This is a genomic window from Hymenobacter terrestris (assembly GCF_013377905.1).
Classification (GTDB): Bacteria; Bacteroidota; Bacteroidia; order Cytophagales; family Hymenobacteraceae; genus Hymenobacter; species Hymenobacter terrestris.
Genome location: NZ_JABKAV010000006.1, coordinates 89845 through 102707, shown reverse-complemented (window position 1 = coordinate 102707; position 12863 = coordinate 89845). Strand labels below are relative to the sequence as shown.

General features: G+C 60.9%; 12 protein-coding genes. 5 read left to right on the top strand and 7 right to left on the bottom strand.

The features are described 5' to 3' along the window. Nucleotide 1 precedes the first annotated feature (1 nt). From HW556_RS03845 to HW556_RS03835, 3 genes are all read left to right on the top strand, one after another. On the top strand, nucleotides 2-1072 hold the full coding sequence (locus HW556_RS03845; RefSeq protein WP_176898138.1) for an NADH:flavin oxidoreductase/NADH oxidase: 1071 nt from the start codon (nucleotides 2-4) through the stop codon (nucleotides 1070-1072). Nucleotides 1073-1266: 194 nt separating this feature from the next. Further along, on the top strand, nucleotides 1267-3378 hold the full coding sequence (locus tag HW556_RS03840) for a M13 family metallopeptidase (RefSeq protein WP_176898137.1): 2112 nt from the start codon (nucleotides 1267-1269) through the stop codon (nucleotides 3376-3378). Between the two features lie 179 nt (nucleotides 3379-3557). Further along, nucleotides 3558-5669 (top strand): M13 family metallopeptidase, encoded by a 2112-nt coding sequence (locus HW556_RS03835; RefSeq protein WP_176898135.1) that lies wholly within the window; start codon nucleotides 3558-3560, stop codon nucleotides 5667-5669. Between the two features lie 246 nt (nucleotides 5670-5915). On the opposite strand, the gene HW556_RS03830 is transcribed toward HW556_RS03835, so the two are convergent. The 7 genes from HW556_RS03830 to HW556_RS03800 all read right to left on the bottom strand — a co-directional run bounded on the left by HW556_RS03830 (nucleotide 5916) and on the right by HW556_RS03800 (nucleotide 10539). Next, entirely contained in the window at nucleotides 5916-6656 is a 741-nt protein-coding gene (locus HW556_RS03830) for a ZIP family metal transporter (RefSeq protein ID WP_176898133.1), read from the bottom strand. A gap of 75 nt (nucleotides 6657-6731) precedes the next feature. Beyond that, nucleotides 6732-7478, bottom strand: a complete 747-nt coding sequence (locus HW556_RS03825; RefSeq protein WP_176898131.1) for a class I SAM-dependent methyltransferase — start codon at nucleotides 7476-7478, stop codon at nucleotides 6732-6734. A 101-nt stretch (nucleotides 7479-7579) separates the two neighbouring features. After that, a complete protein-coding gene (locus tag HW556_RS03820; RefSeq protein ID WP_176898129.1) occupies nucleotides 7580-7849 on the bottom strand; it encodes a heavy metal-binding domain-containing protein in 270 nt (89 codons plus the stop codon). 36 nt (nucleotides 7850-7885) lie between these two features. Further along, nucleotides 7886-8275, bottom strand: coding sequence for a hypothetical protein (locus tag HW556_RS03815; RefSeq protein WP_176898127.1), 390 nt, complete (start codon nucleotides 8273-8275; stop codon nucleotides 7886-7888). Nucleotides 8276-8410: 135 nt separating this feature from the next. Continuing rightward, entirely contained in the window at nucleotides 8411-9001 is a 591-nt protein-coding gene (locus tag HW556_RS03810) for a hypothetical protein (RefSeq protein WP_176898125.1), read from the bottom strand. A gap of 109 nt (nucleotides 9002-9110) precedes the next feature. Continuing rightward, nucleotides 9111-9971: a carboxylating nicotinate-nucleotide diphosphorylase gene (gene nadC, locus HW556_RS03805; RefSeq protein ID WP_176898123.1), complete on the bottom strand. Its 861-nt coding sequence runs from the start codon at nucleotides 9969-9971 to the stop codon at nucleotides 9111-9113. Nucleotides 9972-10137: 166 nt separating this feature from the next. After that, entirely contained in the window at nucleotides 10138-10539 is a 402-nt protein-coding gene (locus HW556_RS03800; protein WP_176898121.1) for a DUF4783 domain-containing protein, read from the bottom strand. Between the two features lie 148 nt (nucleotides 10540-10687). Between HW556_RS03800 and gpmI the strand changes: the two genes are divergently transcribed. Continuing rightward, nucleotides 10688-12238 (top strand): 2,3-bisphosphoglycerate-independent phosphoglycerate mutase, encoded by a 1551-nt coding sequence (gpmI, locus tag HW556_RS03795; RefSeq protein ID WP_176898119.1) that lies wholly within the window; start codon nucleotides 10688-10690, stop codon nucleotides 12236-12238. Beyond that, entirely contained in the window at nucleotides 12231-12818 is a 588-nt protein-coding gene (locus HW556_RS03790) for a hypothetical protein (RefSeq protein ID WP_176898117.1), read from the top strand. The genes gpmI and HW556_RS03790 overlap by 8 nt, the downstream gene beginning before the upstream one ends. The last annotated feature ends 45 nt before the right edge of the window (nucleotides 12819-12863 follow it).

Sequence of the window (12863 nt, the reverse complement as noted above, 5' to 3'; positions counted from 1 at the left end):
AATGGTTCATCTGTTTCAGCCCTTTACCCAGCGTAGCGTCACGCTCCGCAACCGTATCATCATCTCGCCCATGTGCCAGTACAGCTCCGTTGATGGCTTCAGCTCCGACTGGCATCTGGTGCATCTGGGTTCGCGGGCCGTGGGCGGGGCCGGGCTGGTGCTGCTCGAAGCCGCCGCCGTCACGCCCATCGGCCGCATCACCCCCGACGACCTCGGCATCTGGCAGGACGAGCATGTGCCCGGCCTGCGCCGCATCACCGATTTTATCCGCACCCAAGGCGGCGCCTCGGGCATTCAGCTGGCCCACGCCGGCCGCAAAGCCAGCCACGCCAACACTTGGCAGGGCGGCCACACCCTGACCCCGGCCGAGGGCGGCTGGACCACCGTGGGCCCCAGCGCCCTGGCCTTCAGCGACGACTATCCCACTCCGCAGGCCCTGGATAAAGCCGGAATTGAGCAGGTAGTAGAAGATTTCCGGCAGGGTGCCCGCCGGGCCGTTGAGGCCGGTTTCGAGGTGATTGAGCTGCACGCGGCTCACGGCTACCTGCTGCACGAATTCATGTCGCCCCTCAGCAACGAGCGCACCGATGCGTACGGCGGCTCATTCGAAAACCGCGTTCGGCTACTGCTGGATGTGGTGGCGGCCACCCGTGCCGAAATGCCCGATTCGCTGCCGCTGTGGGTGCGCATCTCGGCCACCGACTGGACCGAAGGCGGCTGGACCGGCGACGACTCAGTGCGTCTGGCCCGCCTGCTGCAGGAGGCCGGCGTGGATTTGCTCGACTGCTCGACAGCCGCCAATGTGCCCAAGGCTGATATTCCTGTGGGCCCCGGCTACCAGGTGCAGTTCGCCGAGCAGGTGCGCCGCGAAACCGGCCTGCCCACTGGCGCTGTCGGCCTCATCACCGATGCCCAACAGGCCGAGGAAATTGTTGCTTCCGGCAAGGCCGACGTGATATTGCTGGGACGCGAGTCGTTGCGCGACCCGTATTTCCCGCTCCACGCCGCCCACGAGCTAGGGGTTGATGTGAAGTGGCCGGTGCAGTACGAGCGGGCGAAATCCAAGCCGTAGTAAGCCATAATCTAAGCAATCTGTCATTCTGAGCAGCGCGAAGAATCTCGCGGGCCATGCTAACTCCTGACGACAGGATTACTTTGGCCCGCGAGATTCTTCGCGCTGCTCAGAATGACAGATTGCTTAGTGGGGCTTGCAGCTTGCAGCACAATTCCACGACCTTATTACACTCTTTGTCTTTATCTTCCTGCATGAACAACCTTTCCACCCCTCACCGGGCCGGGACAGCGGCTCTGCTGCTGGCGCTGGCCGGTTGCGCTACCTCCCAGCCCGCGGCCGTTACCCAAACTGCCCCCGTTGCCCCAACGCCCGCCGCCGCCGTCCAGGACTTGGGGCCCGGCCGCAGCATCAACCTGGCCGATGTCGACCGCTCGGTGGAGCCCTGCGAGGACTTCTTCCAGTTTTCGGGCGGCAACTGGCTGCGCAACAACCCGGTGCCGGGCTACGCCTCCAGCTGGGGCCCGCGCAACCTGCTGAATGACCGCACCCAGGCTCGCCTGCGCCAGCTGCTCGATGATGCCGCCGCCGACCGCGCCGCTGCCCCCGGCAGCAACCGCCAGAAAGTAGGCGACTTCTACGCCTCGGGCATGGACTCGACTGGTCTGGAACAAGCCGGCTTGAAGTACCTCAAGCCTGAACTGGCCCGCATTGCCGCCATCCGCGACCTGGCCGGCGTGCGCACCGAAATTGCCCGTCAGCAGACGCTCGGCACCGGCGCGTTCTTCCGGGCCGGCGTAACGCCCGACCGCAAAAACAGCAGCCAGTACGTGGTGAGCATGAGCCAAGGCGGCCTAAGCATGCCCGACCGCGACTACTACCTGAAAAGTGACGCCCGCTCGCTGGCCGTACGCACGGCCTACGTGCAGTACCTCACCAACACATTTAAGCTGCTGGGCGAGAGCGAAACGGCCGCCGCCACCAAAGCCAAGGCCGTATTGCGCCTCGAAACCCGCCTGGCCCAGGCCAGCAAAGACCGGGTTTCGCTGCGCGACCCCTACGCCAGCTACAACAAGATGACGCTGGCTGAAGCCAGCAAGCAGTTCCCCAATATGGGCCTGCCCGCGTTGCTGAAAACCAACGGCCTGGGCGCGGCTACTGAGGTAATCGTGGGCCAGCCCGAGTTTTTCCAGGAGCTAAGCAACGTGCTGAAGCAGACGCCGGTGGCCGAGCTCAAAACCTACCTCGATTGGCAGCTGGTATCGTCGCTGACTTCGGCGTTGCCCAAGGCGTTTGGCGATGAGGCGTTCCGGTTTGCCCAGGTGCAGAGCGGTGCCCGCCAGCAGCCCACGCGCTGGAAGCGCATGCTGAGCGCCACCGACAACACGCTGGGCGAGGCCTTCGGGCAGCTGTATGTGGATGAGGCCTTCCCGCCCGCCGCCAAGCAGAAGGCGCTGGATATGCTGGCCAACATCCGCGAATCCATGGCTGAACACATCCAGACCAACACCTGGATGAGCGCGCCCACCAAGCAGGAAGCCCTGAAAAAGCTGGCCGCCTTGCAGGTGAAAATCGGCTACCCCGATAAGTGGAAGGACTATTCAGCTCTCAACATCAGCCGCGAATCATACCTGCAAAACGTGCTGGCTGCCCGGAAGTGGAACTTCCGGCAGAACGTGAGCAAGTTTGGCGGCCCGATTGACCGCAACGAGTGGGGCATGACACCGCCCACCATTAACGCCTACTACAGCCCGCCGATGAACGAAATCGTGTTCCCGGCTGGCTACCTGCAACCGCCCTTCTTCGACCCCGCTGCTGATGACGCGGTGAACTACGGCGCCATTGGCGGGGTAATGGGTCACGAAATCACGCACGGCTTCGACGACTCGGGCCGCAAGTATGACTCGCAGGGCAACCTGCGCGACTGGTGGACGCCGGCCGACGCGGCTGAGTTTACCAAGCGCGCCGGCATCGTAGGTACCCAATATTCGGCCTTCTCGCCGCTGGACTCGGTGTACGTGAACGGCAAGCTGACCATGGGCGAGAACCTGGCCGACTTCGCCGGCCTCACCATCGTGTACGCCGCCCTCCAGAAGCAGCTCGACAAGACCTACGGCAAAGGCAAGCGCCCGCTCATCGACGGTTTTACGCCCGAGCAGCGCTTCTTCCTGAGCTGGGCCCAGCTACGGCGTACCAACATCCGCCCCCAGGCCCTGCGCCAGCAAATCCTCACCGACCCGCACTCGCCCGGCCAGTACCGCACCATCGGCCCGCTCATGAATATGCCCGAGTTCTACCAGGCCTTCGGCTGCCAGCCCGGCCAGAAAATGGTACGGGCCGAGGACGAGCGTGCGAAAATCTGGTAATGAAAGAATGATAAAAGAGCTGTTATGCTGAGCGTAGCCGGAGGCGTAGTCGAAGCATCTCTACCGCAATGGTAACCCTCGTGTTAAGATTAGCATTGCGGTAGAGATGCTTCGGCTTCGCTCAGCATGACGTTCTCACTCCATAATCCATCTCTCAACTCCCTAATCCCCACAACCTCATGACGCCACAACGGACTCTACTACTTACCCTCGGCACCGCCGCCGGCTTGGCTTTGGGCAGCTGCGCGACCAGCGCACCGGCTACCACGGCCAGCACTACGGCCAGCCCCGCAGCCGCTGCCCCGCAGCTCGGCCCTATCATGCCCGGCGTGGGCCTCGACCCGGCCAACATCGACCCCTCGGTGTCGGCCTGTGAGGACTTCTTCCAGTACGCTTCGGGCACCTGGCTGAAGAACAATCCCGTGCCGGCGGCCGAGTCGCGCTGGAGCTCCTGGAACGGGCTCATCAACCAGAATGAAGCCGTAATGCGCCAGATTTTGGAGGAGTCGGCGGCCAATACGACGGCCACGAAAGGCTCGAACCTGCAGAAAGTGGGCGACTACTACGCCACGGCCATGGACTCGACGACCATCGAAAAGGCCGGCCTTAAGTACCTTAACCCCGAGCTCAACCGCATCGACAAAATTAAGGGCCTGAAGGACCTGCAGATGGGTTTGGTGCGGGCCCAGCAGCTGCAAACCCGCTCGGTGTTTGGCCTGGGCGTGAACCAGGACCGCAAAAAGAGCGACGAGTACGCCCTGTACCTGAGCCAGGGCGGCCTGAGTCTGCCCGACCGCGACTATTACCTCAAGGATGATTCGCGCTCGAAAACCATCCGGGCCGCTTATCTGGTGTACCTCAATAACACCTTCAAGATGCTGGGCAACACGCCCGCTGAGGCCGCTAAAAGCGCCGCGGCAGTGCTGCGCATTGAAACCCGCCTAGCCAAGGCCAGCAAGGACCGCGTGGCCATGCGCGACCCCTACGCCAATTACAACAAAATGAGTGTGGCCGAGGCCAGCAAGCAGTTTCCCAACCTGAACCTACCTGCCATGCTGCCCGCCCTCAGCCTGGCCGGCGCCCAGGAAGTGATTGTGGGTCAGCCCGAATTCTTGAAAGAGGCTAACGCGGCCCTGACGCAGGAGCCGCTGCAGGACTGGAAAACCTACCTGCGCTGGCATCTGGTGTCGTCGGTGGTTTCGGCTTTGCCCCAAGCCTATGTCGATGAGCAGTTCCGGTTTCAGCAGGTGCTGAGCGGGGCCAAGCAGCAGCAGCCCCGCTGGAAGCGCATGCTGCGCGCCACCGATGGCTCGCTGGGTGAAGCCTTCGGCCAGCTGTACGTAGATAAGGCGTTCAAGCCCGAAACCAAGGTGAAAGCCCAGCAGATGGTGGCCAACATCAAGGAAGCCATGGGCGAGCATATCCAGGGGTTGGAATGGATGAGCCCGGCCACCAAGGAAGAGGCCATGAAAAAGCTCAACTCGTTCACCGTAAAAATCGGCTACCCCGACAAGTGGAAGGATTATTCGGCCCTCAACATCTCGCGCGAGTCGTATCTGCAGAACGTGCTGGCGGCCCGCGAGTGGGAAAGTAAGGACAACGTGAGCCGCTACGGCAAGCCCATCGACCGCTCGGTATGGGGCATGACGCCGCCCACGGTGAACGCCTACTACAATTCCTCGCTCAACGAAATCGTGTTTCCGGCCGGCATTATGCAGCCGCCCTTCTTCGACCCTAAGGCCGATGACGCGGTGAACTACGGCGGCATGGGCGCGGTAATCGGCCACGAAATCACGCACGGTTTCGACGACCGGGGCCGGCAGTCGGATGCTCAGGGCAACCTGCGCGACTGGTGGACCAAGGAAGACGCTACCGAGTTCACGAAGCGCGCCGATATGGTAGGCGCCCAGTATTCGGCCTTCTCGCCGCTCGATTCGGTGTTCGTGAACGGTAAGCTGACGATGGGCGAGAACCTGGCCGACTTCGGCGGGCTGGCCCTGGCCTACTCGGCCCTCGAAAAGCAGCTCAAGCAGAAATACGGCAGCACCCCGCCGCCCCGCTACGACGGCTTCACGCCCGAGCAGCGCTTCTTCCTGGCCTGGGCCCAAGTGTGGCGTACCAACGCCCGCCCCGAGTACCTGCGCCAGCAAGTCCTCACCGACTCGCACTCGCCGGCTCAGTACCGCACCAACGGCCCGCTCATGAACATGCCCGAGTTCTACGAAGCTTTCGGTTGCAAGGAACCCGCAAAAATGGTGCGTCAGGAGCAGCAACGCGCCCGGATTTGGTAATCTATAACTGATAGCTATTAGCTGTCAGCGCCGTGCAAAAAGGCCGGTCTGGGATTTATCCCGGGCCGGCCTTTTTTATGGTTTCAGGGCTTCTGTGAAGCTGTAGCGCAAAGCTCCAGCTTCGTGCATCGTTGAACGACGTCGTTTGACAGTCAGCAACGGTACGCAAAGCTTCAGCCTCGCACTATATCCTGCTGTGAGAAGATGGCACAGAGGTTTTTAAATAAGGCTCTGACAGCTAGCAACTTAAAAAATATCCACGGCCAGGGCCAGCAGCAGACCGGCCAGCGTGGCCAACAGCTTGCGCACATTAAGGCGGTGGTCGGGGCTGGTTTCGAACAGAATGGTAGTGGAGACGTGAAGGAAATTACCAGCTACCAAGCCCAGCAAGGCGGCATACAGGCCGGTGCCCAGCAGTTGGTCGAGCACTACGTAGTTACTGATAATGATGCCCGCCGGGCCTGCCAACGCAAACAAAAGCAAGTAGGGGAGGGCCCGCCGGAACGAACCGAGCCGCAGCTGTAGCAGCGCCATCAGGGCGAAGGCGGCCGGAATATGGTGCAGGGCAATGCCGGTGAGAATGGCATAGAAATTATGACTTACGTCGCCGGCTACCGGGTCTTTAATCAGAATGCTGCCCTCTAAAAAAGAGTGGATACCCAGCGAAAAAAGCAGCATAAACGGGACCTGATCGACGTGCCCGGGGTGCTCGGGATGATGATGCACATGGCCGTGCTCAACGCCCTGCGAGAAAACCTCCAGCAGCATCTGCCCGAAAAAGCCCGCCAGCACGAAATAGCCCACCTGATGGCCGGCCCGCAGCTCCAAGGCCTCGGGCAGCAAGTGCGTTACGGTGAGCGTAAACAGGTAAGCGCCGCTGAAAGCCAGCAGCGGCTTCATCCAGACGGTGCCGGCCGTGGGCACGAAGCGCGTTAGCCACCCGGCCCCCAGAACCGTCAGAAACAGCGCGAAAACGGCAAGCCACATAAGCGTATGAGTTGATTTTTAATGGGCTGATGCCTAAATGCGCAAGTATATCGTAGTCGGCTAATAATCAGTTGATCAGCCCTGTTTCTTCAGTACAAATAGCATGCGGGGGCTGGTAGCCAGGTCGAAAGGCCGAAGCTGGTAGTCGCCCAATGTTTCGGCCAGACGCAGGCCTGCCAGCTGGAAGTACTCTTCGAACTGCTCCCGCGTGAGGGCCCGTACTCGCTCCACAAAGTGTTGCGGCTGGCCCTGCTCGTCCTCGAACATGATGTCCTTCACGATGAAGCCATGCTGGAGGTGGCGGTGCAACTCGAAAGTAACCCCATCAACGGTCTGGGTTTGGTGGGTCACTAACTGCCGGACGGCCAGATCGGTGTTGAGAAAGTCGATAACCAGCTTGCCACCCGGCCGCAGGGCATCGGCGGCTTGGCGCAGGGCCACTACGTTTTCGGCCTCCTCGGCAAAGTACCCAAAGCTCGTAAACAGGTTCAGCACCAAATCGAAGGGGCCGTAGGGCAGCTTGTCGCGCATGTCGTGCTCGTAAAAGCGCAGGTGCTGATTCGCAAACTGTCGGGCATACGCAATGCTTTGGGCTGATAAATCGACGCCCGTTACATCAAAGCCCTGCTCGCTGAGGTAGCGGGCATGGCGCCCTTTGCCGCAGGCTAAATCGAGCAGGCGGGCGCCAGGCTGCGGGTGCAGGTGTTCCAGCAGCCGCCCCAGAAATTGCCGGGCTTCGGCGTAGTCGCGGTGCTGGTAAAGGCGGTGGTAGTAAGGCGAATCGAACCAGGTGCTAAACCATTCGGGAGCAGCAGCAAACATAGACAGGGGCGGAAAAACGAAGAAGGGCGTAGCTACGCCCTTCTTCGCATTCGGGAAAGCAGGTCGGCCGCATCCCGCAGACGCGGGGCGTGAGCCGTACGCTAGAGCGTAGTGGCGGGCTTAGCGGCGGGGTTGGGCTCCAGGTCCATTTTGCAGACTGGGCACTGGCCGGGGCTGTCGCTGGCGCTGCCTTCGCATTTCATGGGGCAAATGTAAGCGGCGGTAGCCACTGGCGTTACTTCGGTACCGGCACCTGCAGGAGCTTCGGTGGTGGTAGTCTCGGTGGTGGTGGCTGCTTGCTGCTCGCAGCTGGTGAGGGCCAGCGTGGGCAACAGGCAAAAGGCCAAGGCAGCCTGCTTGAAATAGGTCATGAGCTTAACGTGAAAAGCGTACAGACTGTGGATGGTTTACTGCATGGGGCCATCGAGGGCCTTGGTGGCAGTGGTATCGGATGGCTTCTTCACGCTTCGCACAGACTCCTTGTTACGGGTCAGGGGCGCGGCAGGGTCGTTGACGCTCCGGGCTTTTTCGGCCGATACGCGCTCGGTTTCGCTGAGCACTCCGGCTGCCCCGCCTGAGTTGGACGGCTCCTCGCTCACCAGGCCGGTCTGGCCACTCTCGTGTTCCCCGGCTGCGTGCTGGTTATCGTAGTTGCCCAGGCCGCTGGAGCGGGTGCCGGGCTCCACCAAATCCAACGACACTTTCTGATCGGGCCGCCAATCCGACGGTTCGGCGCTGCAGCCACCCAGGGCCAGCGCGGCCAGGGCAAAAGCGGAAATAGCGAGTTGCTTGCTCATGAGAAAAGTAGTGAGTAATGAGTAGTTGGTATTAGGTACCTGGTATCGGGCAGTTAGTTGGTGTCCAGTAAGGAAGTCGGCGGGGCTCTTCTGGTGCCTATCCGATCCTCCTTGTGCAGTACCAACTACGCAACGCTATACCAAAAGGCTTTTACGGCGCAGCATAGCTTCGAACAGCTTCTGGTCGTTGCCGGAGTTGAAAATGCGGTCGGGTACTTCTACAAAGATAGGCGCATCAAAGGTGCGGGCCATCCAGCGCTTAAATCCTTTGATTTCTTCCGGCAGCTCGGGCGTTTTGAGCAGCAGCAGATAACTGGCCGGCTCGCGCTTCACCTCACCAATCATATCCCAGGTGATGCGCATACCCTCTTTTTCGTTGCGCCGCAGCACAATCTGCTTGTTATCAAACTCGTAGGCCATTTTTTCGAACAGCGGCTTGCTTTGCTCCACCTGCGTCATGCCCGTTACCTGGGCTGAGCGGAAGAGAACGTAAAGCAGCGTGAGGCCCACCGAGAGGGCCAGCCACCACCACGAATGCCAGATGATAGCCGGCAGCAGCCCCACCGCAAACGGAATAAGGGCATACCACCATTCGCGCCGCCACACCCGGCCCATGGCTATGCGGGTGTAGGTATTGGTGTCGAGCTGGTGCTTTTTGGTCCGGATGGCCATCGGTGAGGGGCCCTGCTGCTGCCGGTAGCTCCCGCGCTGGTTGGGTAGTTGCATTGGTCGTTCGTTGTTCGCTGGTAGTTGCTGGGTATCAGTTGATAGTAATAGCGCCAAATTCTTCTGGCACTCCGCTATTACCAACTGACACCCAACAACTACCAACTCATTAAAAGGCTTTTAAACTCATGTCCAGGCTGCGGACGGAGTGGGTGAGGGCCCCAACTGAGATGTAGTCGACGCCGGTGGCGGCTACATCGGCAATGGTTTCCTCGGTAATGCCACCGCTGGCTTCGAGTGGGAAGCGGCCAGCTACCAGGGCCACGGCCTCGCGGAGCTGGGCCGGCGCCATGTTGTCGAGCATGATGCGGTCGATGCCGCCGGTATCAAGCGCCTGCTGCACTTCGGCCAGCGAGCGGGTTTCAATTTCGATGGGCAGTTGCCGGCCCGTTTGAGCCAAGTAAGCCCGCGAGGCTTCGATGGCCTGGCGTACACCCCCGGCGTAATCCACATGGTTATCCTTAAGGATAATCATGTCGAAGAGGCCGTAGCGGTGGTTGACGCCGCCGCCAATCAGCACGGCCCATTTTTCGGGCAGCCGGAAGTTGGGGGTGGTTTTGCGCGTGTCGAGCAGGCGGGCCTTGGTGCCGGCCAGCAGGCTAATAAGGTGGGCCGTATGGGTAGCAATGCCACTCATGCGCTGCATACAGTTGAGTACCAGCCGTTCGGCCGTAAGAATGCTGCGTGCCCGGCCCTCCACTACGAGGGCCACGTCGCCATAGCTTACACGGGCGCCGTCCTGGAGCCGCACGTCCAGCACAAGATCGGCATCTACGAAGGTGAAAATGTGGCGGGCCAACTCCACCCCGGCCAGCACGCCGGCATCTTTAATGAGCAGGTGGGCGCGGTTGCGGGCTTCAGCCGGAATGGAGGAAAGCGCCGAATGGTCGCCGTCGCCGACGTCTTCAGCCAGGGCCGCTTGAATGAAGGCCGTTAGGGCTTCAGGAGTAAGGTAGGAAGGCGTTTGCACGGCACAAAAATAGCAAAAACGCCCCGGTTCCGGGCAGCGCCGCCCAAGTCTCTTCGATTCGGCCTCAACAGAGCCTATTTGCTTACTATACCAGGGTTCTTACCGCACAAAAAAAATACCGCGCCCAAAGGCGCGGTATCTAATAGTGAGCCGGCCAGGGCCGGGGTTATTCCTTAGTGAAGGCGATGTTGTCAATTTTGAGGCTGCCGCCGGTTTGCTTCATCTTCACGAACATGCGGTAGGTGCCGTCCTTGCCGACGTACTTGCCCACGGCGTAGGGTGTGCCTTCGTTGCTGCCGCCGTAGTGGATGAAATCAAACGAAGCCGGGGAGTGCTTGGCAAAGAAATCCTTCATCACAAACTCAGCCTGCGTGGCGCTGTAGCTCTGCTTGTCGCCGTCGTCAAAGCTCAGCTCCACGTTGGGGGCGAACAGCTGGGCCAGCTCGCGGGCATTGCTGTTCCGGATGGCGCTGCGCACCGGCCCGAAGGAGTCGGCCTGAGCCATCGCACCGACAGCCAGCAGCAACCCCAGGACCAGCACCGAAGCAAAAGAAATTAGACGTTTCATGTAAAAACAGAAAGAGTTTGATCGGCAAGGTGCGAAAATAGTGCCAAGCTGCCACCGACTGAAGCAAGATTGGGCCAAATGAGTAGGCTGGCTGGCAAGGTACAGAAGAGGCCGGCCTTTTTGCCGGGTCTGCCGTATCTTTGCGGTCATGAACAAACAGGTATTGCTGGTGATTCTGGACGGGTGGGGCCTGGCTCAGAATAAGGAAGTTTCGGCCGTCGACCAAGCCAATACACCCTTCGTTGATTCGCTGTTCGCACGTTTTCCACACAGCAGGCTCCAGGCTTCGGGTGAGGCCGTGGGCCTGCCCGACGGGCAAATGGGCAATTCGGAGGTAGGCCACATGAATATCGGGGCCGGCCGGGTGGTATACCAGGATCTGGTGCGCATCAATAAGGCCGTACGCGAGCGGAAGCTGGCCGCCGTGCCTGCCCTGCAGCAGGCCTTTGCCTACGCCCGCGAGCATCATAAGCCCGTGCACCTGATGGGCCTGCTCTCCGATGGCGGCGTGCACTCACACATCGACCACCTCAAGGCCCTGTGCTCCATCGCCCACGACCAAGATGTGCATAACGTGTTCATTCACGCCTTCACCGATGGCCGCGATACCGACCCCAAGGGCGGCGTGAGCTACGTGAACGACCTAGAGCAGCATCTGCAGCGGGGTGCCAGCGGCAAAATTGCCTCGGTGGTAGGCCGCTACTATGCCATGGACCGCGACAACCGCTGGGAGCGAATAAAGGTGGCGTATGACGTGCTGGTAAACGGCATCGGCACACCCTCGCAGAACCTTATTCAGAGCATGCTCGACTCGTATAAGGAGGGCGCGACGGATGAGTTTATGAAGCCCATTGTGAAGGTAGACGCCGACGGTATGCCGCTGGCCACCATTACCGAGGGCGACGTGGTTATCTGCTTCAACTTCCGCACCGACCGGGGCCGCGAAATCACGGAGGCCCTCACTCAGCAGGATTTCCACGCCTTCCAGATGCAGCGCCTGAACCTGCACTACCTGACCATGACCAACTACGACGCCACCTTTACCGGCGTCATTCCCGTCTTCGAGAAGGACAACCTGGAGCACACGCTGGGCCAGGTGCTGGCCGAGCACGGCAAGCGCCAGATTCGGATTGCCGAAACCGAGAAGTACCCGCACGTCACGTTCTTTTTCTCGGGCGGGCAGGAAGTGGAGTTTCCGGGCGAAAGCCGCATCATGCGCAATTCGCCCAAGGTGGCCACCTACGACCTGCAGCCCGAAATGAGCGCCTACGAGCTGCGCGACGCACTGGTGCCGGAGCTGCTGGCCAAGTCGGCCGATTTTGTGGTGCTCAACTTCGCCAATACCGATATGGTAGGCCACACCGGGATTTTTGCGGCCGCCGTGAAGGCCGCCGAAGCCGTTGATGAATGCACCCGCGGCGTAGTGGAAGCCGCGCTGTCCGCCGACTACGCCTGCATTATTATTGCCGACCACGGCAACGCCGATATGATGGTGAACCCCGACGGCTCGCCCAACACGGCCCACACCACCAACCTGGTGCCCTGCATTCTGGCCACCAACGAGCCCCGTGGCCCGATAGCGAACGGTAAGCTCGGCGACATTGCGTCTACCGTGCTGGAGCTGATGGGCATCCCAAAGCCTGCCATCATGACCGGCCAGAGTCTGCTGCACCCCCAAACCACTGGCCCGAATGCGTAAGCGCGGGCTCGTGCTGCCGGTTGCCCTGGCACTGCTGCTCACGGCCTGCGGGCCGGCGACTGATGCGCCGGCACCTAATGAGGCCCTGCGCCAGCACACCAGCTACTTCAACCTGCCGGCTTTCCTGAGCGAGCAGAGCACCGCGCTCAACCGCCGCAAACCCACCGTAGAAAAGCAGGTGCTGCTACGCGACGGCGGCCTGGAAACCGAGCGCCTCACGCCCACCGACTGGGCCAAGGAACTGCAGATTTTTCAGCAGGCTGATATCGACAAGCCTGCCCTGCGCGGCCTCTACCTCGTCGATTCGGTGGCCACACGCGACGGGCTGCTGCGGCGTACCTACCGCCGCCGCCCCGGCGTGGAGCAGCCGGTGCGCCAGCTCCTGGTTATCAGCCGCGATGGGCAGGTGCAACAGGTGCGCGCCACAGTTTCTCAGGATAACCCGCTGGTGTACTCGGCCAAAACCCTGGAGCTGGATAGCCCAAACGGCCAGCTGAAAAGCTACCACGTGCAGGGCGTACAAAAGCTGATTCTGTTCGACTCGGTGCGTTATGCGGTGCGCGGAACGATAGGAGAATAACAGTCATTCAGAGCGAAGAGTCTCGGGTGAATCGTTACAACAGTT